Here is a 26259-nt window from a genome sequence, read left to right as displayed (position 1 = left end):
AGAATGCCATACTGCAAAATACCATACCGAAACAATATGTGCCGAAAAAAGAGATCTGCAGAAAATTGCTTTTCTGCAGATCCCTGTCATTTGTTATCTTCCGTTCTTCTATCTTACAGCGTTCCGTCTGTTCCGGCCCATCTTCCGTCCGGTGTCATGCGGCTTGTCCAGAGTTCGCCGTTGGTCGGATCGAAGAAATACCAGCGTCCGTTGATCATCTGATAGCCCGTCATCATTTTTCCGCGGGTTCCGTCCGAAACCGGATTCATGTAATACCACTTTTCATTATCCAGAACCCAGCCGGTCTTCATCGCGCCCTTATATCCGTCGGATACCGGATTCATATAGAAGTATCCCGTTCCGTCGTTCAGCCAGCCGGCAACCATGTAGCCCTTGCCATCCATGTAATACCAGTTGTCATCGATGTATCTCCAGGAATTCGACACCGCCGATCCGTCTTCCAGATAACGCCATCCGGCCTGATCCTGAATCCATCCCTGGGTCGCGATCTTTCCGTTCGGGCTCAGAGTTCCGCTCGGGCCGTCGCCGGTCGGAACAGTTCTCGTCTCCTCCTCCGGGCTGAGATCATCTTTCAGTTTTTCATTGCCGGTATATTTTTTGCTGTCGGAAATCCAGAGGTCATTCGACTCATCACTCCAGTCGCCGTTGATCTTCGCGGTCTTGTTGATGGCTCTTACCTGGAAGGTATAATCGCCCTCTTTTTTCATGCCGTGATACAGATCAAATGTCGTCTTCTTGGTCTTGTAGGTTCCGACTGCCTTGCTGTCACGGAGAAGCTTTACCTCATAGTATTCTGCGCCCGTAACCTTGTCCCATTTGCCGGTCTTGCCGCTCCAGTGCAGATCATCCGGCACATCGAGATCATTGACAACTCCCTTCAGTTTCAGGCTGACCTTCAGTGTGTACTGATTCTTTCGGCTCGCGCTCTTCGAGGCAACATATGAACTTCCGTCATCAATCTTGATGTTGCTGTCACTCCAGCCGGAAGCAAACCGGTAGGAATCCGTGTCATTGATCTCAAGTGTGGCATAAACTGTTTTTTCCTGTCCCATCTTCCACGGACCGCCGTTGGCAAACTCCAGTTTTTCCAGCGAATACGGCGCATCATCCTTGATGTTGACCATATCGGTGCTCAGCTCATCCTCTTCAATGCGGTCGGTATCTCCGTCAAAGATTTCCTTCGTGTTGACTTTAAAATGCACCACGGAAATCTCCTTTTTTTTGCTGGCGGCGTAGACCGGCACCGATACCGCGAATACCGCAGCGGCCGCCATCGCCATTACAAGCGCCTTCTTCACGCTGAATGTGAATTTCATAACGTCTCCTCTCTCCGGATGGTATCCTATCCTGTATCGTTTTCTTTTTATCCTAACACAAAGAGTTTAACAAAATTATTCCCCGCATTTACATTTGTCTTACAAACGGGCGAAGCACGATTCCCGGATTCCGCCCGACACGAAACATTAATTCCTTCGAACTCTGGCCATTTTCCCGCAATTCGAACGATCGTCTCTGCAATATTATATCGTCGCAATCTTTCAAAAATATAAACAAAGTCCGCAAGCGGACATCGTCTCCCCTCCCCTCACTCCTGAGGGAAGCTTGCGAACTTTGCGCGCCGCCGGTCACCGTAAGATGACATCTTCGTTGGCGGAGCACTTTCCATGATAGAAAACTCGGGGCGGGATCCTTTGATGATCCCGCCCCGGTTCCGGTCATATACGTTTTTCCGTGTTCTCACACATTTTATCCGCATTTCACCGGTCCGATCCGATTCCTGCCGATGGTTCCCCTTCCTGAGGACGGATCATTCCGGTTCTTATTTAAAGTACTGAACACCGCTGCGGAAGATGTTCATATCCGAAGAATGCCAGGTATTGACAAAGGTACCGTCCAGAGAGCGCTCCGGATGGCCCATCTTTCCGAGAATCCGGCCGTCCGGGCTGGTAATCGCCTCGATCGCCATCGTGGAGCCGTTCGGATTCCAGGTCTCGTCCATGGTCGGATTGCCGTCCGGATCCACGTACTGGATTGCCACCTGTCCGTTCGCGTAGAGCTTCTCAACCCATTCCGCATCCGCCACAAAACGTCCCTCACCGTGGGAGATCGCATTGGCGTATACACGGTCAAAAGAGCAGCCCTGAAGCCACGGAGACTTGTTGGAAACCATCTTCAGATAGACCATGCGGGACAGGTGACGGCCGATGACATTTCTCGCCAGCGTCGGAGAATTCTCCTGCTGCGCGGAAATCTCGCCGTTCGGCACAAGTCCGAGCTTGATCAGTGTCTGGAAACCGTTGCAGATTCCGAGAATCAGGCCGTCGCGATTCTGATACAGATCCATGACTTCGTTCTTCAGAAGCTCGTTGCGGAATACCGTCGCAAAGAACTTCGCGGAGCCGTCCGGCTCGTCGCCGCCGGAGAAACCGCCCGGGAACATCAGGATCTGAGACTCGCGGATGCACTTGCGGAACTCCTCGAGAGAATCCGCGATATCCGAGGCATTCCTGTTGCGGAAAATGCGTACCACCGGCTCTGCTCCGGCGAGTTCGAACGCTTTTGCCGTGTCGTACTCGCAGTTGGTTCCCGGCATCGCCGGAATAAATACCTTCGGCTTTGCCACCTTGTGATTGCAGATATAGATCTTGTCAGTCCGATACTCATCGTCTCTCACCGGAACCGGCTTCCGGTCCGTATGAGTCGGATAAACTTTTTCCAGTGTACCGGTCCAGTTTGCGAGAGCCTCTTCCATTGTGATCACGACATCGCCGAAGACAAAGGTTCCGTCATCGGTCACCTCACCGATCACTTCATAGTCGCCCGCCAGTTCCTCTGCCATGCCGGCCGGAACCTCGCAGACGAGATCGCCCCACGCCGGTGCAAAGAAGTCTGCCGCATCGACGGAATTCTCGATCCGGACGCCGAACGCATTGCCGAAGGCCATCTTGGACACCGCTTCCGCCGGGCCGTTTGCTCCGACCGCGTACGCGGAAATGATGCGTCCCTGGCTCATGTCCATGTGAACCATGTCGTACGCATCCATGATGCGGTCATACATCGGAAGATCGTTTCCGTCACGCTCTGCACGGCAGCGGACGATCACGCTGCCCGCTTTCTTGAACTCCGGCGTAACCACATGCCTCGTGTCCGTGACATCGACCGCGAAGGAGACCAGAGTGTTCGGAACATTGATCTCTCCCGCCTCATCCTCAAAGCTTCCGGAGGAAGAATCCTTTCCGCCGATGGAGCCGAGGCCCAGCGCATTCTGTGACTCATATGCGCCGAGAAGTGCGGAGAACGGTGCGCCCCAGCGTGCCGGATCGCCAGTCATCTTCTTGAAATATTCCTGATAGGTAAAATGGATCTTACGGAAATCACCGCCGTTTGCCACGATCTTCGCCACGGAATCCAGAACGGCGAACTGGGCGCCGTGATACGGGCTCCAGTTGGACAGATACGGATCATAGCCGTAGGCCATCATGGTAACCGCGTCGCACTTGCGGCTTCCGGTCGGAAGTTTTGCCAGCATGGCCTGTGTCTCCGTCATCTGATGGAGACCGCCGTACGGCATCTCGATCGTCGCATCGCCGATGGTGGAGTCGAACATTTCCACCAGGCCCTTCTGGGAACATACATTCAGGGAAGAAAGCATGGAAAGCCATGTCTTCTTCACATCAGATACCGGCTTTCTGCCGAACGGGCTGCCCTCGCTCGTCGGAACCTCGACGATAACCTTCGTCTCCTGATGCGCACCGTTGGTATCAAGGAACGCACGGCTGAGGTCAACGATGGTCTTTCCTCTCCACTTGAGAACCAGTCTCGGATCCTCGGTCACAACCGCAACCGGAACCGCTTCCAGATTCTCCTCCGCCGCATACTGCAGCATTTTATCCACATTTTCCGGAGAAACCACCAGCGCCATACGCTCCTGGGACTCGGAGATGGCAAGCTCTGTTCCGTCGAGGCCGGCATATTTCTTCGGAACCTTGTCGAGATCGATATCCAGACCGGCGGCAAGCTCACCGATCGCAACCGATACACCGCCTGCACCGAAGTCGTTGCACTTCTTGATGATCACACTGACTTCCGGACGGCGGAAGAGTCTCTGAAGCTTGCGCTCGGTCGGCGCATTGCCCTTCTGAACCTCTGCCCCGCAGGTGTCAATGGATTCCTCGGTGTGTGCCTTGGACGCGCCGGTAGCGCCGCCGATTCCGTCACGGCCGGTGCGTCCGCCGAGAAGAACGATCACATCTCCCGGATCGGATGTGGCGCGGGTCACGTTCGCTCTCGGTGCCGCAGCCATAACCGCGCCGAGCTCCATGCGTTTTGCCGCAAAGTTCGGATGATAGATTTCCTTTACATAACCGGTGGCAAGACCGATCTGGTTTCCATAGGAAGAATATCCTCTTGCCGCGTCACGGCAGATCTTCTTCTGCGGAAGCTTGCCCTTCATGGTCTCCGAGAGCGGTCTGGTCGGATCCGCCGCGCCGGTGATGCGCATTGCCTGGTATACATAAGTACGGCCGGACAGCGGGTCACGGATCGCGCCGCCGAGACAGGTTGCCGCTCCGCCGAAAGGCTCGATCTCGGTCGGATGGTTGTGCGTCTCATTCTTGAAGTTGATCAGCCACTCTTCTTCCTCGCCGTCGATCATCACCGGAACGATGATGCTGCAGGCATTGATCTCCTCCGACTCTTCCTGATCGGTAAGTTTTCCCTCTCTCTTCAGCTTTTTGGCCGCAAGGCAGGCCATGTCCATCAGGCAGTGATATTTGTCATCTCTGCCGCTGTAGATTTCCTCAAAGTCATCCTGGTACATTTTCCAGGTCTTCTCCATCGCGTCGTTGTAATCACCCTTCGTGAATTCAACGTCCTTGAGTTCCGTGGAAAATGTGGTATGACGGCAGTGATCGGACCAGTAGGTATCGAGAACACGGATCTCGGTGATGGACGGATCGCGCTTCTCCTCATTCCGGAAATAATCGCGGATAAAGAGGAAATCTCGGTAGGTCATCGCAAGATTCAGGGAATCGTAGCGGCGTTTGAAATCCTCATCGCTCTCGTCACGGAACCCGGCAAGAATCTCGACATCCGCCGGTTCCTCGAACTTCTGCACCAGCGTTTCCGGCTTCGGATTTTTATCTTCTCTCGAGTCGACCGGATTGATTACCAGTGACTTGACGGCAGCCAGCTGCGTCTCGTCCAGTGTTCCGGACAGAACATAGGCGGTTGCGGTGCGGATCACCGGATTTTCATCATTTTTGAGAAGCTTTACGCACTGCTCCGCGGAATCCGCTCTCTGGTCAAACTGGCCCGGCAGCGCCTCGACGGTGAAGATGATATCACTTTCCTCATGCGGGAATTCTTCCTCATAGACAGTGTCGATGGGCGGCTCGGAGAAAATGGTTTTCAGCGCCTGTCCATATACTTCATCGGAGACATTTTCCATGTCATACCGGATCAGCTCCCGGACTTTCGTTACCGTGGTGATGTTCAGATAGCTTCTGATCTCTTCCGCAAGCTCCATGGATCTGACATTGAATCCCGGTTTCTTCTCGACAAACACGCGCTTAACGCTCATTTTTGTTCCTGCCTTTCTTCCGGCTTTTCGCCGGTCTGCTGGTGATCACTTTCTCATCGTAATATAGCATAGTTTTGTGAAATCGGATATTGTTTTTTAATCCAATAAAATTCTGTTGAGTATGATCATTTTGTCACTATTTTCTCTGAATTGTCGTTTGTTTTGCTACATTAAACCGCTATTATTCTCCCTCCTTTTCCCGTAAATCCGCTTTCCATGGTGTCCTCTCATCCTGTGACAGATGGGATATATCATTCATGAAGACGAGACGTCCGGTCCCGGTTTCGGGATCGTACTCCACCTTCGTGATGCTTGCATTTTCCACGATGATCTCGCGGCGCTCGGTCTCCTTCCGGAGAAGGTACGCGATGACATAGACCAGAATACCGCCGTGGGCAACGATCGCTGCTGCGTCTTTCTTACCCGCTTTTCCGGAGTCCTTCAGGCTCTTTACCATCTTCTCCACCGCGTCCGCCGCCCGTTTTGTCAGTTCCTCTCTCTTCTCGCCGCCGGTCGGCGTCTGAAACGCCGGATTTTCGGTCCACCGGTGATAGTCTTCCGGGAAAAGCTTCTCCACTTCTTTCAGTGTTTTTCCTTCCCAGTCGCCGAACGCCACCTCCTTCAGTTCCGGAAGAAGCACAAGGCGGATCTCTTCGCCCCGTTTTTCCCGGCGTTTCTGAAGGATTTCCGCCGTCTCGGCTGCGCGCACCAGCGTGCTCGCCCAGATCCCGCTCAGCGGGATCCCGTCCATCGCCTCCGCCATCTTTTCCGCCTGACGGATTCCGGCTCCGTTGAGCGGGATATCGGTTCTGCCCTGAACTTTTTTCTGTATATTCCAGTCCGTCTGACCGTGCCGTAACAAATAAAAAAACATCGTGTTCTCCCAAACCAAAGTATTCCAGCCGGCTTCTGTGTCACTCCCTCATTCCTGAGAGGAGGTCGCCGGACTTTTCGCGCCGCCGATCACCGATCGGCGGCACCTTCCGCTCCTCGGCGTGTGCATCCCAGAGGATCGTTCCTGTGGTATAATAGCTTCTACTTAGCGAGCAAAGCGAGCTTAGTAGAACTAATACCAAACCCTTAACGAGATCAAGTCGGAGACGCAGATCGAGTTTAGTTGTTGTGGTATAACAGCCGCTACGCGACCGTTATGTCATGCCGTCGCCACATGAGCGTAAACGATCGCGCGACTCGTGGCTTATGTGATATAGTTTTTCGGAGAAATGTCCCCTACCACAAAAACAGCAGCCAAAATGTCCCGGGTTCTTGCCGAACCGGAACATTCTGACTGCTTCCGCTATTCCTTATTCTTCCTGATTTCCGGACGGACTCTGCCCGCCGCCGTAGAATCCTGCCTGCCCCTCTGCGCTCTTTACACTCATGGCATTCAGCATTTCCTTCATGATATCGTGGATCTCATCCTCGGTCATCTTCATTTTCTGTGCGAGTTCCGGCACGGTCGGTGCACGGTCAAGTTCCTTCGCCATTGCGGCAGAGATATCCTTCAGAACATTGACTCTGGCTCTCATGTCCTCTTCGATGGTCTTCTCGCGCTTCTGCTCTTCGATCAGCGCCTCCAGGCTCTCACGGATCTTCTTCTCCATCTGCCCGTCAAAATCGCCGCCGTCGTACTCAGCCGCCGCCATCAGAATGGCAACGCTTGCCTCCTGCACGAGGTCATTGATATGAACGCCCTGATTCTCAAATGTTCTCGCAATCTCGAGCGCAGCCGACAGTTTGCCCTCTGTCAGTCTCTGAGTGTCGCTTTTTCCGGCGGTACCGTTCTGAATCCGGTCAAGAATCTCTTTCTCTTCTTCAAGACCAAGCTTCGGAACATCCTTCAGCTCATCGAGATACATCTTGAAAAAGTCATCCCCGGTCATCTTCTCCGGCTCATAAATATCGTCGTTCTGAGCAAGCTCCTGAACAAATTCCTCCAGTGTCTGCCCGTTGTTTTCGTTTCTTACTGACATTCCTGATTCCTCATTTCGTTTCTGCCGTCGAGGTACTTTATACTACATTCCGGCGTTAATTGCAACTTGCAATCGTTCCGGACCGGTTCTCTCTCATTCCGGAAACCATATCCGGCCGGCTCTCATACCGGCTATTGTACCGGTTCCCGTACTGGCTCTCATACCGGTTCCCGGACCGACTATTGTACCGGTTCTCCTACCGGCTTTCAAACCGGTTCTCATATCGATTCTTCAAACGGCACATACTCGATCTCCTCCGTCACAGAATCCGCTCCGCCCTGTCCGTCGTTTCCGCGCCGTTCGCCCTTTTGATCCAGGCCGTTCCAGAAGCGGTCCAGCGCTTCCCCGATCGTCCGGATCTGCACGGGCTTTGCATCATTCCACTCCCGCGGGAACATGGCCCGGTATTCGTAATGAGTAAACCGGTCGTCCAGAAGAACGATCACGCCCCGGTCATTCATGGTCCGGATCACGCGCCCTGCCGCCTGCAGTACCTTTGTCATCCCCGGATACTGATAGGCAAACGCAAAACCGCTCTTTCCGTCCCGATCGAAATATTCCTGCAATACGTTCTGCTCCGTGCAGACCATCGGGAGTCCCGTTCCGACGATCACCGTTCCGATGAGCCGCTCTTCCGTCAGATCGATTCCTTCCGAAAAAATTCCGCCCATCACGCAGAACGCGGCAAAGCTTCCGTCCCGCTCTTTCTCGAACGCCCGCAGAAACGCTTCCCGGTCTTGTTCCCCCATGGAACGCCTCTGCAGAACAATCTCCGTATCGGGTTCATCGCCGAATGCAGCGGACACCTGCTCCATAAAGAAGTAGGACGGGAAAAAGACGATATAATTTCCCCGCTTTGCCCGCACAACAGTCCGGATGTATTCGGCAATCTTCCGGTATTCGTCCTCTCCTCGACTCCGGTACCGGCTCGTCACATCACTTCCCAGAAGAAGGAGCCGGTTTTTCTGCGGGAACGGCGAATTCACATAGACTGTGTAATCTTCCTCCTGATTGCTCAACAGTTCCCGGTAATACGGAAGCGGGATCAGCGTCGCCGAGAAAAACACCGCCGCGGAAGCCTGTTCGAGACAGTTCCCCAGATTTTTGACCGGATTCACGCAAAAGAGCCGCACCCGGAATCTCCCCTCCCGGTCAATCTCTGAGTAGATCCGGTAATGCTCATCCACCAGCGACCATGTATTCAGGAACGACCGGAGTTCAAAATAAAACTCCATGAACTCGTCCCGTCCCTCAAACTCCGGATGCTGATCAGCGTATTTCTGCATGGACGAATACAGCGTATCCGCATCCCCGATCAGATCGGCAATGTCATCAACCGCAGAGAATTCTTCCGTGCAGCAGCGCTTGAGTTCCAGCATTCTGCGGTTGAGACTGTCCAGATCTCTGGTCAGCCGGGTCTTCTTTTTTCCAAAAAGCCGCCTGGTGGCGAGAATGTCCTCTTTCGTCAATGTCGCGCTGTACATTTCCCGGGCGCGGGCCGGAAGATTATGCGCCTCATCGATCAGAAAGACATATTTTTCCTTCGGTGCATCCGCAAAAAATCGTGCAAGGCGGACATCGGGATCAAACACATAATTGTAATCTCCGATGATACCGTCGCAGAAATCCGTGATATCCAGCGAAAACTCAAAAGGGCAGACCTGATGCTTTTCCGCATAGGCACAAATCACATCCCGCGTGATCTCTTTTTCATGGGTGATCACATCATAGACCGCTTCTCCCACTCGGTCAAAATGCCCCCTGGCCCTCGGACAGGCCACCGGGTTACAGTCCGGTTTTTCGAGAACGCACATTTTCTCTTTTGCCGTCAGCGTAACCGCGGAAAAGGAAAGACCTTTTCCCCGGAGTGTCCGCAACGCTTCCTCGGCCGCCGTGCGCGTGATCGTCTTTGCCGTCAGGTAAAAGATCCGGTCCGCAAGACCCTCGCCCATCGCCTTCACGCTGGGATAGAGAACCGACATGGTCTTTCCGATCCCGGTCGGTGCCTGGATAAAGAGCCTTCGTGCTCTCTCCACGGTCCGGTATACCGAAACCGCGAGATCCCGCTGCCCTTCCCGGTACGAAAACGGAAATTCCAGAGGACGGATGGACGCATTTCGCGCCATCCGGGCTTCATACAGATATTTCACCCAGCGAAGAAGCTGTGACAGGAGATCCTCAAACCACCCGGCAAGTGCCGGAACAGAATAAATCTCTTCAAAAAATCGGATCTCTTCTTCCGCATCCAGATTGCAGTACGTCATGCGGACGCCCACTTCTTCGAGATCCTGATCCATCGCATAAAAAAGGGCGTAACACTTCGCCTGCGCAAGGTGCACCGGAACCGGTGCCTCCATCGCAAGGACATCTGTGTAAACACCCTTGATCTCATCAATTATTTCGTGTCCGTCATGCGGAAATATTCCATCCGCACGGCCTTCCACCGCAATGTCAAATCCAGCCCGTACAAAAGTCTGTTTCAGCGGCACTTCGGCACGGTATTCCGCCTTCTGGGCTTTCTGTATCTTCCGGTGAATACGGCTCCCCTCCGCCATCGCATCGACCTTCGCCGCGCCGGTGATCCGGTTATCGAGGTCGCCGGAACGAAGAAGAAACTCCACCAGTCTCCGGACAGAAATCCGCACGGATCTGTCATTCAGTTCCAGGGCCATATGCCGCCGTGTCCTCCGTCCTCATCATTGTAAAAATCATCGTCATCGTCGTCTTCCAACCGGCGTCTCTTCGGCGGTTCCGCGGGAGCGCAGTACCCCGGCTCCGGTGCAATGCCCTCGTCGGGATTGCCGGAATAGGCGTGTTTGCCCCACGCAATAAACAGTAGAAACGCCTCGGTAAAGAGAATCGAGCCGATCATAAAAAACAGTTTATAGTCAAACTTAACGGCAAGCATCGGATAGATTCCGATGTTCAGTGCAATCGTCACAAAGTCAATGGCCGACTGGAGCACCGTAAGGTACAGACTCCCACGTGGATTGATCATCACATGGTTCGCCAGCATCAGAACCGTCATGGCGACGCTGTACCAGTAATATTTTCCTCTCCATCCGATCTTGTAGGTCAGATATCCGCCGTAAAACGGGATCAGGCACTTCCATCCCGCAAACCCGGCTCTGCGGAAGATTTTCCACTTTGCAATATAGATAAACAGCAGTGCGAGCGCCAGTTCCGGCAGAATCGCCCTTGTCATCGTCAGTGCCTCTGCTGCGGTTATGCCGGCAAAGGATCCTGCAGGTATTATATTCATAATTGTCACCTCCGGCATGTCCTGTCATTTCATTTCTGTACTTTTATGATACCATGATTCGCACATTTTACAACTGTGAGCCCCTGTCACGGGTTCCCCTCTCCATCCGGTTTCCGGTGAAAGAATGCCGTTCCGTAAATCAATACACCTTCGGCTTGTAGATGATCTCGCTCACGTTGTACACCGTCACAAAAGCATCCGGGTCCGTCTTCCGGAGATATGCCATCAGTTTCTGATACTCCGGCTTGTCCACAATCGCGATGATCTCTTTGTGCACCTCGAGATTGTATGCGCCGATGGCGTCATAGAGCGTTGCGCCGCTGTGAAGGGTGTGAAGAATCCACTGGCGGATCTCCTCTTCCTTGTTCATGGACACAATGCATACACGGCGTTTGATGGTCTGTCCGAAGATGAAATGATCCAGAATCAGTCCGTTGAGATATGTTCCGAGCACGCTGAGAACCACGGTCTTCTTGTCATAGACGAAGGCCGAGCTGAGCGCAACCGCCATTCCGGAAAGCGACATCGCCTTTCCGAGATCGATATGCAGATAGATATTCATGATCTTTGCGACAATGTCGAGACCGCCGGAAGACGCATTCATATTGAAGAGAATGCAGAGGCCGATGCTGACCGTAAAGGTATAGCAGATGACATCGAGAAATGCGTCGCCTGTAATGGACACATTGTCCGGAAAGATCCGCTCAAACATGGCAAGAAACAGCGGCAGGAGAATCGACGTGTAAACGGTCTTTGCGCCGAAATCTTTACCGCAGAGAAAAAATCCGACGATCAGCAGAAGAACGTTCAGCGCCATTGTGATCGCCGAGATCTGAAACGGAATAAAATTCGCGAGGATCATCGCGAGACCGGAGATGCTGCTGACCGACGCATGGCTCGGAATCAGAAAGAAAAAAACGGCCGACGCGATAATCAGCACTGCTACTGTCATCGCCGCGACCTCCTTGACCGCGGTATAGGTTTTGTTCATAGGTGGTACTCCTTCATTCTTGTATTCCGCACCGGAATACGGCACGGCAAGAATTGATTATACCACGAAAATCACGATCCGGTCGAGCACTTGTGCTCATCCGGTGACGCTGCTTCCGGTGACGCTCATCCGGCGACGCTGTATCCGCTGACTCTGCATCCGCTGACGCTCATCCGGCGACGCTGTATCCGCTGACGCTGCTTCATCTGACGTTTTACTGCGTTCCCGTCAGATGAAGTTCTTCCGCATGAGCCTTCATCCCCTCAATGACGATTGCCGCCACATCTTTAAGATCCATCCCGAGAAGTTCGCAGCCGGACAGGATCAGCTCACGGTTGCATTTTGCCGCAAACTTCTTATCCTTCCACTTCTTCATAAAACTCTTCACTTCCAGATCCGTGATGCCGTTCGGCCGCATCCGGGCCGCCGCCTGAACGATTCCGGTCAGCTCATCCACGGTAAAAAGACTCTTTTCCATGTTGTTTTCCGGTTTTACATCATTTCGGATGGTATATCCGTGACAGAGAATCGCCCGGATGTCTTCCTCCGGAACGCCGGCCGCACGCAAGGGTTCTTCGGTATGCAAAAGATGCTCCTCGGGATACTTTTCATAATCATAATCGTGAAGATAGCCGACCGCCTCCCAGTGTTCCTTATCTTCCCCGAAATGTTCCGCCATCGCCCCCATCGCCGCGGACACATTGGCCGCATGAAGCTTCAGAGATTCCTCCGAAACCATGGTGTCATTCAGCCGCTTTGCCTCTTCCAGTGTCAGTTTTTCCATTTCAGCCTTCCTTCCCCGTCGGTAAACGGAACTCCTCATCCATGTTCCTATCATGGGATTCATTTTCGGACCATGACTGTATTCTACACCGAAAAACTAAGTTTTAAAATGTATTTAATCCACTTCGTGATGCAGATCCCTCGGATCGTCTTTCCGCCTGTGCATCGTTCCGATACACCAGATACAGGTCGGGACAATGTAGCAGCTCGCAGAAATCCACGCTGCCTGATCCGCCCAGCAGATCGCATTCCATCCGAATTTCGGCGCAGCCAGCAGGCAGACACCGACTCTCGCAAACATTTCGACCACGCCGGAGAAAATCGCTCTTCCCGAGAAGCCGAGAGCCTGCGTACTCATACGGCAGACATTGAGAAAGGCGAGCAGCCAGAGCATGAATCCGATGCACCGCAGATACTGGGCCGAAGCATCGAGAACCGCGCCCTCATCGGCGCTCACAAAAAGAAGCGAGCCGAAACGGCCACCGAAAATCATAAAGATTCCCATGACGATCGCATAGATCACACAGATCACGACACCGATCCGGATTCCCCTGCGCACACGTGCCTCCTCTCCGGCGCCGTAATTCTGTCCGGAGAAGGTGGAGACGCCGGTGGCAACCGCGTCAAACGGGCCGAGTGCAAACTGTTTGATCTTCATGCCGGCGGTAAAACCGGATACATAAATGCTGCCAAGCGCATTGACGGATGCCTGCATGACCATGCTTCCGATCGCCGTGATGGAATACTGCAGACCCATGGGTGCGCCCATCGCAAACAGACGCAGCGCCCGATCAGCGTAAAACTGCCGGTCCTCCGCAGCCAGCTGCAGCGTCGGTACTTTCTTCTGAATAAAGCAAAAACACAGCACACCGGAGACTGCCTGCGAGATGACGGTGGCAGCCGCCGCTCCCGCGCACCCCATCTTCAGAACCAGAATGCAGAATAGATCCAGAAGAATATTCAGAAACGCCGAAAACGCCAGGAACAGGAACGGCGCACGGCTGTCGCCGACGGCCCGGAGCATACTGGACAGCAGATTATATAAAAGAGTAAACGGAATACCGAGAAAAATCACCAGAAGATACCGGTACGAATCGTCAAAGATATTGTCCGGAACCTGGAGAAGATGCAGGATATTCCCGCAGAAAAGCGAGCACACCACGGTGAGAATCAGCGCACAGACAGCCGTCAAAATCTCACTATGAAAGATATCTCTCCGCATACCCCGCAAATCTCCCGCACCGAACCGCTGCGCCACCGGAATGGCAAAGCCGGAGCAGATTCCGATACAGAATCCGAGCACCAGAAACTGTACGCTGGCCGTGGATCCCACCGCGCCGAGTGCATCCGCTCCAAGTGTCCGGCCGACGATCGCCGAATCCACAACATTATAAGTCTGCTGGAACAGGTTTCCCAATAGAAGGGGAAACGAAAATTCCAGGATCAGTTTCAGAGGATTTCCCTCTGTCATATTCTTAACCATATCCGTGAAACACCTCCATAATAATGTCCGCCGTCAGATTTCAGCGCCCCATCCCTTCATTTTCGAGAAAAGAACGCAGACTTCGGCGCCTCATCGCCCCCGGTGAGATCCTGGCGACTGCCGCGAAGCGCTCGAAACCTGGAAAGCGTGTTTCGACTCGTTTCATAGGAAACGCCGAGCGATTTCCTATGGAACAGGAAAGACTGCCCCGTATCATAGCACGGGGCAGTCTAAGAATCAATATCGCCTTATATGGTTTTTTAATCCGTTTTTTGTCCGGTTTTTGTTCGTTTTTCTCAATCCTTCATTGCCTCACGGATCGCCGCCATCAGCTCATCGAAGGTCTCATACGCCGGAAGATCCGGATTATCCGCTTTGATTTTGTCGGTACTCTTAAAGAGGAAGCCCGCCTTGCTCGCCCGGATCATGCCGAGATCGTTGTAGCTGTCTCCGGAAGCGATGGTCTCAAATCCAATGGACTGGAGCGCTTTTACAGTCGAGAGTTTAGACTGCTCGATCCGCATCTTAAAGCCGGTAATCTCACCGTCCGGTGCAACCTCCAGCGTATTGCAGAACAGGGTCGGCCAGCCGAGTTTCTTCATCAGCGGCTGAGCGAACTGCGTGAAGGTATCACTGATAATGATAACCTGTGAGAAAGAACGAAGTTCGTCCAGAAACTCTTTTGCACCCGGAAGCGGATCGATCTTTGCGATTACCTCCTGAATTTCTCTGAGGCCAAGTCCGTGCTCTTTCAGAATGCCGAGTCTCCAACGCATCAGTTTATCGTAATCCGGCTCGTCACGGGTCGTCTTCTTCAGTTCCGGAATTCCGCTCGCTTCCGCAAACGCAATCCAGATCTCCGGTACCAGCACGCCTTCCATATCAAGACAAGTAATATACATTCCGCTCCTCCTGTCAAACTCTGATTCTCTGCACATCGCAGACTACAGTCTGATGATAGCACAGAGCTTTATAAAGTTAAAGTATGAAAGTCGCTCTCCGGAATGCCAATTCGTAATACCGGTCAGATCAGGCTGAAATGTTCCATCGCGCGGCGGATTCCGTCGTCGTTCAGATCAGTCGTGATGTAGTCCGCATAAGCCGTCAGCTCCGGATCATGTTTGCCCATGGCGACCGCCGTCCCGCAGGCGCGGAACATCTCGATATCGTTCGTGCTGTCGCCGAATGCAAAGGACTCTTCCGGGGAAATATTCAGATGCTGCAGCATTTTGGTCACACCGATTCCCTTGCTGTATCCCTTCGGCACACACTCAAAGAACATCCCGTTCCGGTCAATGACATCGAAGCCATACTCATCCACCAGTCGTTTGAATTTTTCAAGATCGGTCTTCTCGTCCGATTTCGCGCAGAATTTGGATGCCTCAAAATACGTCTCCCGGCTTTCTTTTCCGTCGAGGGCATTGAACGCTTCCATCTTCTCAAAGAAGACCCGAAGTCCGGGATGACGGAGGCGAAATGCGTCATCCGCCAGGTTCTGCCATCCCTTTCTGCCCTCCAGAAAAATGGCGATCTCACAGTCATCCTGGAGACTGCGGACCTTCTGTTCCTGCTCCTGCGACATCTTATAATATAGAATGCTCTGATCCCTATCGATCAGTTCTGTTCCGCATCCGCAGATCCATCCGTCCACAAGACCGTCCATCATCTCCATAACGCCGCGAAGTGTTCCGACCGGTCTGCCGGAATTCACAAATACCAGATTTCCTTTTTCTCTGGTCTCTTTTAAGGAAACCCTTGTCGACTCCGGAATCACGTGATCATATCCCATCAGTGTTCCGTCCACATCAAAAAACAATATCTTTCGATTCATTTTATTCTCGATACTCCCAATCAGTCTTTTCTGTTAATGGTCAATATCTTATCACAAGACAGACGGCAAATCCACCATACTCCCAAAATCCTCTTCCTCCGCGCGTTTTTTTCGGAAGCGCGGTCTACGGATGAAGGAGCGGTCCCTCCGCGGCGTGCGCATCCTCACGTTTTCTTGTTGCATGGAAAATGCAGAACTCTTCCCTGTACAAAGAGAACCAGCCGAAAGCCTTTCAGCTCCCGGCTGGTTCTCAATATATCGGAAGGGTTCATTGTTGTCATTCTTCTGTCAGACAAGTCTGCGGATCGCTTTGATTCTGGAATAGGTTGCGGAGTGAACGGTGATGCCGTATTTTCTTCCGAGTGCGCTCAGAAGCTGACCGTCGCCGACATATATTCCGACATGATGCGGATAAACGATAATGTCTCCCGGCTCCGCCTGGTCAAGACTTGCAACGGCGGTTCCGACGCTCATCATGGACTGGGACTGGTGCGGAAGGTTGTATCCGAAATTGGCGAATACCGATTTCACAAATCCGGAGCAGTCTGTTCCTTTTGTCAGGGACATTCCGCCGTAACGATACGGATTACCGATAAACTGGCTGGCAAAATCGACCACGTCCTGACCGTCGGTAACTGCCTCCTCTTCTTCCTCCTCGATGCCAACCAGTTCCTCCTCGGAGGGACCTGCGTAAGCCTTGAAGGATCCGAAAGCAAATACCATCATCCAGATCATGAAAATCATCGCGATCTTTCCAAATACTGCCGTTCTCAGTGTCATCGTACCGTCGTAATTATGTGTTTCGATCATCCAATCGCTCCTAACATTGTGTTTATATAATTCAAAATCATTTCATTTGTTTCATTTTTGTTACAATGTTAAGATATCAGGTATATATGAACAAATTATGAACAAAGGCTAAATATTTTACAAATGTGTTACGTTTCTGCGGAATCGCCCTCTTTCTATGAAAGAACAATCCCCGCAAGCATAGGCTTTGGCGGGGGATCCGCGCAAAACAAAGTCCGCCGCTGGTCACCGTTAGGTGACAGCTTCCTTACAGCGGCGTGCGCATCCTCGCGGAGCGTTTTTTCATAGGGAATTTCGGAGAAATTTCCTATAAAAAAAATGGCTCAAAGGAGCCATTTTTCATTTTATCAAATTATTACATTTTGAAATAAAAGGAAATTCTATCTCAGATCGTATCAGTCACAGAAACCGCAGTCATCCGGTTCCGCATGCATCTCTTTCCTGCAGTCCGGACAGCGAAGCGCGAGATCCATAATCTCCTTTTCTTTTACCATTCGCATCACTTTTCCACACTCCGGGCAGACATGTCTGTTCTGCTTTACAACCTTAAAATCATCCGTTTCCAGCGGATTCGCGCTCAGAATGTTCTTTTTGAATTCATTGGTCCAGCATCCGCAGCTGCACACATACAGGCATTTTTCCTGATCCAGAACATATTCCGGATGTGCCTCCATCTCCTGCTGAATCTTTTCTCCGTAGGTACCTTTCAACGCCTGTTTCCGGAGTCCCTTGCTCTTGTCAAAATAGCTGCGGCCTGTTTTCACAGACTCGGTGTGGGGACAGGAAGAACAAGTAAATGTATAAAAGTAACCCATAATTACCTCCGTTAAAACCGATAGTCATCTTTTTTATTATAATGGTATTTCGCTCTGATAGGAAGCAGAATTTTTGCTGACCCCCTGACTCCGTCCCCGCGTTCCACATTTACCGGTTCTTCGGATCCGTAATTTCACTGAGAACTCTGGTCAATGCCGCCACGTCCTCATGTTCCTCGTCATCCTCCGTGAGATTCCCGTCGAATTCCACGAAGCGGACCCGTCGGTCCGCATCGTAGAATATGGTTGCACCTTCTCCGTCGCCGAAGCTGACGACGATCGATTCCTCGCAGTCGTCATCCATGAACTCGATGCCTTCCACTTCGATGTCAAAGATGTCATCCGCCACCTTTTTCCCTTTAAAATCTCTGATCTTCATACAATGTCTTCCGCCCGATGAGCGGTTCTCCTTTCCCTGTTCGGTTATGCCCTGTTCTCATGCATCCGCTTCTTGTTGACGTACATTCTCCGGTCCGCTTCTTTCAGCAGTTCATCGACATTCGCGAACTCTTTCGTTCTCCAGACACATCCGAGCGCAACGCTGACGCTGTTCTGTTCAAACATCTCGCGCAGCATCCGCATCTGGTCATCCACCTGATCTTCCGTCGCGGAGCGCAGAATAATGACAAATTCATCCCCGCCCATGCGGAACACATTATTGCGGCCGAAAACACGGATCATGACATCCGCAGCGCGGACCAGAAGCCGGTCGCCGGCGTCGTGACCGTGCTGGTCGTTCATTTCCTTGAGTCCGTTGATATCGCCGTAGATGATCGCCGTTTTCCCGTTTGCCTCCATTCGCTCCAGCATTTCTATGAATGCACGGCGGTTCAGCGTTCCGGTCAGCGAATCTCTGCGTGAAAGTTCGTTATAGTTCTTCATCATATCGCGGTTCCGGATCAGAATCGCAATAAACCGTGACAGCGTGTGCAGAAGCACCTCTGCTTCATCCTGCTTCTCCGGCGGCACATTGTCCACGCCGAAGAACCCGGTACGGACGCCCTGATTGGTAAGCTGCACGATGACATAGTTCTCAATTCCGCGCTTGGCAAGCCTCGAATAGGCGTGGAAACGGACTTCCCGAAGTTCTTCCCGATCGCGGATTCTCGCGATGCGGTTTGCGGAAAATGTCTCCGAAAACGTGTTCATCTCCTCCGGTGTGAGAAGCCACGCCGAGTCACTTCCCGGCCAGTGATAGGTCCGAAGCGCCGAACCGTCCGCATTTTCCTCAAAGACGAAAGCATGTGCGGCCCCCACTTCATGGACAATGCGTTCCAGAATGCTCAGAATCCCCATATCCGGATCTTCCTCGCGAAGCGCAACGGTGATCGCGTCGTTGACACCGACCTCACGGTGAATGAGACTCCGGTTTTCTCCGACATTATTCAGGAGACTCGTAATCTCGGTTCCGCCGGTGAAACGGACATTGCGGCCGCGCCACGGCACAAGGGTCTCGCGCATCAGATAATCCACTCCGGTCTCATTGTTGTGGAATTCCCAGGTATAGAACCGGTCGCGGCGCAGAACCTGATTGGTACAGTTTTCACACGGCGCATTTAACCTGCGGCGCACCTCATAACATTTTTTGGCGCGGTAATCGTAATTTTCCGGATATCCGAGATCCCGGAGCGCCGCCTTATTGATATAGATCAGATCATAGGTTTTCGGATCCGCCATATAGACGCGTTCCTCACTCTGATCGTATTTTTCGCGGTCAAACAGAACACGGTCTCCGACAAACAGTTCCAGATTGGTCTCCGACTCGATCGCCTCTTTCAGCCGGACACTGAGAAGCTGCTGAAGATCGGTGATATCCCTGGTTTCAGAAGCCTGCACCAGCGCATAATGCGCAAACAGCGTGCAGCTGTATCCCATCACTTCATGGATCCGGTGAATGTCATTCTGAACCTCCTGAACCCTGTTGCGGACTTCGGAGAGGTCGTTATTCTTGTCCACCAGAAGGAAACGGCCGTTCCCCATGCTCGAGATGGCGATTCCATAGGCAAAATGTTTTTTGAAACACTGGGCAATCTGCTTCAGAAGCTCTTCTCCGACCTCCGGACCGTATGCCCGGAAGAGAGGTTCATACTCCGGAACCTTCACGATCGCGCAGATAAAGTCCTGTCCGTTCTTCCGGTAGTTTCCGTAGTAACGGAATACCGATTCAAACGTTCCACTCTCATTCATAAATCCGGTCACCGGATCGATCGTATGAAGTTTGTTCCACTCGCGGTGCTGTTTCTCGACCTCTTCCGTATCGACAAAATATCCCATCAGTCCGGCAATTTTGCCGTTATGATAGATCGGAAATTTTGTGGAACTGATCGTATGGTTTCTTCCGCGGATCAGACACTGCCCGATCTGATTGGAGAGCGTCAGTCCCCGGTCAATCACCTTCTTCTCCACGTCGGCAAACGGCTCGTCGTCGATATGCCAATGCATTTCCTCATCGGTTTTGCCGATCAGCGAACTCTCCGACTCCAGACCGAACGCATCCAGGAACGCCCTGCTCACGCCGACAAAGCGGCGCTTTTTATCCTTCCAGAAATACCGCAGATCGGAATTGTTCACATAACTGGACCAGAGTTCCGACGAAGTACAGAATTCTTCTCCATCCGCATCGACAAGGATCTCTTCGCCGGCACTCTCCGAAACCACCCCCGTAATCCCGAGATCCTGATAGTTTTCCAGCACCGATTCCCGGACAAAGATCACCACATCTCCGAGTTCCCTGACCGACAGAAGCTGGACCGTAAAATCTCTCCAGGCATAGTTTCCGTCCGGCTGCCGCACGCGGAAGCTGTTGATCAGAAAACCTTTTTTGCTCGCGGAGATCCGCTCCGACATGGTCGTCCAGTCGATGAATTCCAGAAAACGTCTTCTGTCTTCCGGGAAAACGCCCTTATCCGCAAATTCTCTCGCATGCTCATCCAGACCGGCGATGATTTCGCCCGGTTTATCCCATATTCCCGCGGACGTCAGAACATGAATTTCGTCCTTTTCAAAGTTCATGATATAGACCTGGGCGAACAGGGAAATGGAGTTTCGAAGAACGCGGTCGAACCGGATCATTTCCTCATCATCCGTGTCCATCGTGATGTCGGTCATCGTGATCTTCTGAATCGAGATGTCCTTGTTGCCGGCAAGCACTTCCAGACAGATCCGGAAATACCGTCCGTTCCTTGCAAAGCTCATCTCTTCCACGGTTCCGTTTTCGAGTGCGCGCTGGGCAACCACCCGGATGCGCTCTGCCGTCCCGTACGGATCCAGCAGAATATCGTCTTTCAGCTGACTCAGAGAATCAAAACCGCCCGGGCGAACGATCTTAAAATAGTTTTCCGTCGCGTAGATCGGCGTGATCTCCGGTCCGTTCTGATAGATCAGAATCACCGGCGCGTCCGTCAGGACATTGAATTTCCCGGCCTCGTCAAAGACATGGGACTCCATCGGAGTCTCCATCTCCATACCGTAATTTTCGCAGTGCTGCAGGGTTGCTTCCATTTCCTGCGGCTTGCCGTAATAATATCCCTGAATCTTCTCACAGCCCACGCTGCGCAGAAACTCAAACTGCTCGGCATTCTCGACGCCCTCAGCAAGTGTGTGAATTCCGAGACGCTTGGCCGTGTCGATCACGCTCGTCACAATCGATTTCGCCTCCGATGTCAAATTGCGGAGAAACATCAGATCGATCTTAATCTCGTCGAAGTGATAGTTGTGAAGCATGCTCAGAGAAGAATATCCGCTGCCGAAATCATCCATCCACACCTGATAACCATTCTCGTGGAAGAGGTCAATGGAAGTCCGGACGCGCTCCGGATCTTCGATGAGCGTCGACTCGGTGATCTCAATCCGGAGAAATTCTCTCGGAATGCCGTATTTGTTCACAGCCTCATCCACCAGTTCGAATGGTTTGGCGGTCACAAAATCCACCTGGGACAGATTGAAGGAAATCGGAACGGCATTCTGCCCGGAATTCAGCTGATTCTTGATCTTTCTGGCCACTTCGTCGATCACAAACATATCCAGAATATCAACCATATGCGCGTGTTCAAGGATCGGCACGAAAGTTGTCGGAGAGATCACTCCGAATTTTGGGTCGACCCATCGCGCCAGCGCCTCAAATCCGCACAGTTTTCCCGTCAGCGTCCGGATAATCGGCTGATAAAAAATGTGGATGTGCCCTTCTCTGACCGCATCCCGGATATGCTCGGTGATATAGGAACGCATCGCAATATTCCGGTCCAGTTCCTCGCTGTATACACAGTAGACCTGACCGACATCATATTTGATGCTGTCGCAGGCAATCTTCGCCTGGTCGCAGAGAATGCTGAGCGCATTTTTCCCCATGGCATCCTCCGGACAATTCCGGATTCCCGCCTTCAGATGAAAACCGCCGTTTTCGGCGAGAATCAGAAGACGGTCATTCACACGGACGATTCGTTCGCGAACGTCGACCATCGATGTAAACAGGACAAAATGATCATCCGAAAAACGGGCAATGTCATATCCCATGAACTCTTCCGACAGGATTCTTGCCAGACTCCTCAGAATCTCATTTCCCTTTTCGACACCGTGGGACGCATTGTAATACTTAAAATCTGTCAGGTTAAAATATATGATTCTTCCGTTGATGCGGTATGCCATATCAAAACCCTTTTCTTTCCGGTCATGAACCGCATTGAAGAATCCCATCATCGTCAGGAGACCTGTCAGAGGGTCTCTCTCTTCACTGTAAGTTCCCATAATTCTTCTCCATATATAGAGATTCTGCCTGGAATGCGGTCATAGCCGCACTCTTCCTTATCCTATTCTCTATAATCTTCGTCCGAACCGGCGATGCGATAAGCCGGACGCCGGTTTCTTCCGACAAAGGTATATTGATTATATTATACCCTTTTTTCGATCGGTTATGCACTCTGTTTCCTATGATTCTTTTTTCAGCAAACAGATTCTTTTTCAACCTCTTTCCCCGATTTTCTTTCCGGATTCGTTTCCCTTCTTCCGCAAAGTTTTCCGGCACTCTGAGCCGAACGTCTGTCCGGTTTTCTGTTCAGATTCCAAAGCAGATGCTATAATATTACATTAGAAAGGATGTAAAAATCATGAAACACAAACCGATCACTCTACTCTCCCTGTTGCTTGCTGCCGCAATGACCGCGTCGGGCTGTTCTTCCGCCGGCCGAGCCGCATCCGTTTTTTCGGCCGCATCCGCTTCTGCGGATTCTCAGTCAGATTCCAGACAATCAAACGGCAGCGCCGGTCCGGACGAACATGCCGACAGCAGTGCCGGAGCCGGCCCTGAAGCCGCCCCGTATGACAGCTCCGTCTCCTTCGGAGACATCCCGTCGATCACGGATCCGGAAGCGGCCGACTCTGTCTCCATTATGCCGGCCTCGCCGCAGTCGAGCGGTCTCAAAATCGAATTTTTTGATGTCGGTCAGGGTGACAGCGCTCTCCTCACCTGCGACGGTGCCTCCATGCTGATCGACGGAGGTCCGAAGGAAGCGTCTTCCTTTGTCTTCAGCGCCCTGAAAAAACGCGGTATTCAGAAACTGGATTATCTTGTGGCAACACACGCCCACGAAGATCATATCGGCGGGCTTGCCGCTGCCCCGCACGCCGCAGATATCGGGCGTGCATTTTCGCCGGTCTTAACCGACACGACGGAAGCATTCCGTGACCTCGTAAAGGCACTCGGAGAAAAAAATGTCTCCCTCGAGGTGCCCGCAGCGGGAGATGTGCTGCCGCTCGGTTCCGCATCGGTTGAAATCCTCGGGCCGGTCTCTGCACAGGCAGACAATAAAAACAACACATCGATTGTCCTTCGGGTGACCTATGGGCAGACTCATTTTCTCTTTACCGGTGATGCAGAACGGGAAGAGGAAGAGACCATTCTGAATTCCGGCAGATCCGTTCAGGCCGACGTACTCAAGGTTGGACATCACGGGAGCAGCACTTCCACCTCCTACCTGTGGCTCCGCACCGTAGATCCTGAATACGCTGTAATTTCCTGCGCGCAGGGCAACTCTTACGGGCATCCTCACGACGAAGTCACAAGCCGTCTCCGCGACGCGGGGACAGAACTCCGCCGCACCGATCAGTGCGGAACCATCACCTGTATCAGCGATGGAACAGTCATTTCCTTCTCCTCGGAGAAAACACCTTCCGGAGATCCGTATGCACCCGGAAGCGGCGTTTCCACATCCGGAAAGAAAACCGGTCAAAAAGCCGCCTCCGGCAAAGAGGGGTCAGCCGTTTCAGCCGTTTCAGCCGTTCCGTCCGGTACCGGCAGCGGAACGTCCGGCTATATTCTGAACATCTCCAGCCGCATCTTCCATCTCCCGGACTGCAGCTCGGTAAAAAAGATGAAGGACCACAACAAAAAGGAGTTTCACGGAACGCGGGATGAGGCGATCGCGCAGGGGTATAAACCCTGTGGAAACTGTCATCCGTAAGTTCCTGCGCCGCGCGTGGCAGATGTCACCTTGCCATGATCCGCGGCGGGGATTTGTCGAGACAGCCGCGTAAAAAAGACAGGATGTGCATCTCCCCCTGAATGCACATCCTGCCTTTTTTTCATATCTCAGGCAACCGGCCAAAGTTCTGCTCACAGAACCGAGGCAAGCTGCTGCTTGACACCGGCCATATTTCTCGGCGGAATGCCGAAATGGAAGCCGTTCTCCATAAAGATCTCGTAATTGTCGATTTCACGCACATAATTTGCATTGATGATGTATCGGCGGTGAACCCGGACAAACGGATCGTGAAGTTTTTCTTCCATATCCGATATCGCTTCCCGAACGGTAAATGTTCCGTCCACGGTCGTGATATTGACATACCGTTTGGAAGACTCCACATAGAGAACCGACAGCGTATCTATAAAATGAATCGTGCCCTCTACATCTTTCAGCATCAGTTTCGGCTGACTGCCGTGATGATCGGACTGTCCCGCCGTATAATGCCGTTTTGCGTCCTCCAGCGTATGAACGAAGTCGTCCTGCTCCGGCAGGACACCCCGGGACATCGGTGAGAAAACTGCCAGATGCTGAATTCTCAGCTGACCGGCGAACTGTTTCCACACAACTACACATCGTTTTTCTTCCTGAATCAGATAATCTTCGTCGTCAACCACCCAGTAACGACCGATGATCGTACAGCTGATTCCTGTATTGGCAGCCACATGATACTCCTGATTCCGGATATGACCGCACCTTGAGGACTCCGCCGCATAACGGATATCTGCCTGAACCTGTTCGAGACTCAGATCGAACTGTCCCATTTTTCCGCCGATCCAACTCACATCCGGAAGACACAGATCCAAAACCGTTTCCGGATTCTTCTGGTAAAAATCCCTGAGAAATCTCTGCGTCAGACTTATCGCCTCGTTCAATTCCTCTTTTTTCATCGCCATCTCCCCTTTACTGATTTCTGAAAAAAGTCTGCTTTCCCACCACAGATTTGTTATTGTTCATACTAATATTATTGAATTTAAAAGCCAAAAAACAGTCCCAAAAAACCAGGGATGGCTGCAAAATTGGTTCTTGATTAGTTTTATAAGTTTTTGTATAATATTATTTTAAGTTTTGTTATGAATGTCATCTCACGCTTTTTGTGGTTTTTTATGTTTTTTAAAATTTATTCTTGACTTTTTAGTCCGGATGATATATTATACATTTGTTCGCGCTTTTAGCTCAGTTGGTAGAGCAGTAGACTCTTAATCTATTTGTCCAGGGTTCGAGTCCCTGAAGGCGCACTTAAGGCTTTCCGATCTTCGGAAAGCCTTTTTTTCATAGGAAATTTCTCCGAAATTCCCTATGAAATAAAACGCTCCGCCCTATCCGAACCGGAAAAGGCGGAGCGTTTTTGTATTATGGATCATTCTTATGCTTTCTGTTTTACCGCATGGGCCATCGCGGCCTGACCGGCAATCAGTCCCTCACCGACCGCCTTGGAAACCTGAAGCGGAGTTCCCGTGCAGTCTCCTGCAGCCCAGAGTCCATCAATATTCGTCTTCATGGACCGGTCCACACGGATAAAGTTTCCGTCCAGTTCCAGCGCCGGGAAAAGGTCATTCGGAGCGATAGACGGTCTGAGAATAAAGACGCAACTGACCTCATACTGCTCCCCGTCGGCCGTCAGCAGGACACCGGCCTCCGCATCTTCGATCGCGACGCTCTTCGGTTTATCCAAAAGAGTTACCTCGCAGCCGATTCCCGACAGAAAATCAGCCTCTTTCTTATCGGCGTCGCCGTAGACAATAACCGCCGTTTTCTTTCCTTTATACAGCATGCCGTCGCAGGTGGCACAGTAGCTCACACCGCGGCCGAGATGCTCTTTTTCTCCCGGGTATGCCTGTCCTCTCACAATTCCGCCGCCAAGCACAAGCGCATATGCCTCATATACTTCGCTCCCGGCGCCGACCATCCACGTCTTTCCCATATTCATCGCGCTGAGAACACGGTTCTGAACAAACTCCACGCCCATCTTTTTTGCGTGCTCGGTGAAAACCTCCAGCATCTCTTTTCCGGAGAGCCCCGGAAGTCCGAGATAATTGTCAATCCGCTCTGCCTTATACAGCGGATTGCTGTCCTGCGCGGTTCCGATCACCAGAACGCTCCCGCCTCTCTGTCGGACATTAACGGCTGCGGAAAGTCCAGCCGGACCGGATCCGATCACAATCACATCATACATCATATCAGTCCTTTCTCC

At 52.1% G+C, this 26259-nt stretch carries 18 protein-coding genes and 1 tRNA gene; 2 read left to right on the top strand and 17 right to left on the bottom strand.

From position 1 onward, the window contains the following. Positions 1-113: 113 nt before the first annotated feature. From BR86_RS0102130 to BR86_RS14980, 15 genes are all read right to left on the bottom strand, one after another. Positions 114-1337 (bottom strand): N-acetylmuramoyl-L-alanine amidase family protein, encoded by a 1224-nt coding sequence (locus BR86_RS0102130; RefSeq protein WP_051684525.1) that lies wholly within the window; start codon positions 1335-1337, stop codon positions 114-116. A 503-nt stretch (positions 1338-1840) separates the two neighbouring features. Beyond that, on the bottom strand, positions 1841-5602 hold the full coding sequence (locus BR86_RS0102120) for a phosphoribosylformylglycinamidine synthase (RefSeq protein WP_031471360.1): 3762 nt from the start codon (positions 5600-5602) through the stop codon (positions 1841-1843). A gap of 181 nt (positions 5603-5783) precedes the next feature. Then, positions 5784-6476, bottom strand: a complete 693-nt coding sequence (locus BR86_RS0102115; protein WP_051684524.1) for a histidine phosphatase family protein — start codon at positions 6474-6476, stop codon at positions 5784-5786. 430 nt (positions 6477-6906) lie between these two features. After that, positions 6907-7575: a sigma-70 domain-containing protein gene (locus tag BR86_RS0102110; protein ID WP_081843963.1), complete on the bottom strand. Its 669-nt coding sequence runs from the start codon at positions 7573-7575 to the stop codon at positions 6907-6909. 218 nt (positions 7576-7793) lie between these two features. Continuing rightward, entirely contained in the window at positions 7794-10247 is a 2454-nt protein-coding gene (locus tag BR86_RS0102105) for an ATP-dependent DNA helicase (protein WP_075034402.1), read from the bottom strand. Further along, a complete protein-coding gene (locus tag BR86_RS14990; RefSeq protein WP_143099296.1) occupies positions 10232-10837 on the bottom strand; it encodes a DUF5684 domain-containing protein in 606 nt (201 codons plus the stop codon). The genes BR86_RS0102105 and BR86_RS14990 overlap by 16 nt, the downstream gene beginning before the upstream one ends. Before the next feature lie 139 nt (positions 10838-10976). Then, entirely contained in the window at positions 10977-11828 is an 852-nt protein-coding gene (locus BR86_RS0102095; RefSeq protein WP_031471355.1) for a YitT family protein, read from the bottom strand. A 214-nt stretch (positions 11829-12042) separates the two neighbouring features. After that, a complete protein-coding gene (locus BR86_RS0102090) occupies positions 12043-12612 on the bottom strand; it encodes a hypothetical protein (protein ID WP_031471354.1) in 570 nt (189 codons plus the stop codon). Positions 12613-12726: 114 nt separating this feature from the next. Then, positions 12727-14094 carry an MATE family efflux transporter gene (locus tag BR86_RS0102085; RefSeq protein WP_038287599.1) on the bottom strand — a complete coding sequence of 456 codons (1368 nt, stop codon included), beginning with the start codon at positions 14092-14094 and terminating at the stop codon, positions 12727-12729. A 296-nt stretch (positions 14095-14390) separates the two neighbouring features. Further along, positions 14391-14996, bottom strand: a complete 606-nt coding sequence (thrH, locus tag BR86_RS0102080) for a bifunctional phosphoserine phosphatase/homoserine phosphotransferase ThrH (RefSeq protein WP_031471352.1) — start codon at positions 14994-14996, stop codon at positions 14391-14393. Positions 14997-15118: 122 nt separating this feature from the next. After that, entirely contained in the window at positions 15119-15925 is an 807-nt protein-coding gene (locus tag BR86_RS0102075; protein WP_031471351.1) for a Cof-type HAD-IIB family hydrolase, read from the bottom strand. A 288-nt stretch (positions 15926-16213) separates the two neighbouring features. Further along, a complete protein-coding gene (locus BR86_RS14985) occupies positions 16214-16735 on the bottom strand; it encodes a C40 family peptidase (protein ID WP_051684522.1) in 522 nt (173 codons plus the stop codon). A 395-nt stretch (positions 16736-17130) separates the two neighbouring features. Continuing rightward, positions 17131-17550, bottom strand: coding sequence for a hypothetical protein (locus BR86_RS0102060; protein WP_031471349.1), 420 nt, complete (start codon positions 17548-17550; stop codon positions 17131-17133). A 109-nt stretch (positions 17551-17659) separates the two neighbouring features. After that, on the bottom strand, positions 17660-17929 hold the full coding sequence (locus BR86_RS0102055) for a hypothetical protein (protein ID WP_031471348.1): 270 nt from the start codon (positions 17927-17929) through the stop codon (positions 17660-17662). 44 nt (positions 17930-17973) lie between these two features. Further along, a complete protein-coding gene (locus BR86_RS14980; protein ID WP_051684521.1) occupies positions 17974-22293 on the bottom strand; it encodes an EAL domain-containing protein in 4320 nt (1439 codons plus the stop codon). Between the two features lie 359 nt (positions 22294-22652). Here BR86_RS14980 and BR86_RS0102040 point away from each other — a divergent pair, with 359 nt between their 5' ends. Beyond that, positions 22653-24005 carry a ComEC/Rec2 family competence protein gene (locus BR86_RS0102040; protein WP_051684520.1) on the top strand — a complete coding sequence of 451 codons (1353 nt, stop codon included), beginning with the start codon at positions 22653-22655 and terminating at the stop codon, positions 24003-24005. Positions 24006-24157: 152 nt separating this feature from the next. Here the strand turns inward: BR86_RS0102040 and BR86_RS0102035 are convergent, their stop codons facing one another. Beyond that, entirely contained in the window at positions 24158-24955 is a 798-nt protein-coding gene (locus BR86_RS0102035) for a LytR/AlgR family response regulator transcription factor (RefSeq protein WP_031471344.1), read from the bottom strand. A gap of 275 nt (positions 24956-25230) precedes the next feature. Between BR86_RS0102035 and BR86_RS0102030 the strand changes: the two genes are divergently transcribed. Continuing rightward, positions 25231-25303, top strand: a tRNA-Lys gene (locus tag BR86_RS0102030). Between the two features lie 128 nt (positions 25304-25431). On the opposite strand, the gene BR86_RS0102025 is transcribed toward BR86_RS0102030, so the two are convergent. Beyond that, positions 25432-26244, bottom strand: coding sequence for an NAD(P)/FAD-dependent oxidoreductase (locus BR86_RS0102025; RefSeq protein ID WP_031471343.1), 813 nt, complete (start codon positions 26242-26244; stop codon positions 25432-25434). Positions 26245-26259: the final 15 nt, after the last annotated feature.

Source organism: [Clostridium] aminophilum DSM 10710 (assembly GCF_000711825.1).
GTDB classification, from domain to species: domain Bacteria; phylum Bacillota; class Clostridia; order Lachnospirales; family Lachnospiraceae; genus Clostridium_R; species Clostridium_R aminophilum.
The sequence above is the reverse complement of the archived record's forward strand: the minus strand, read 5'-3'. Positions and strand labels throughout refer to the sequence as shown.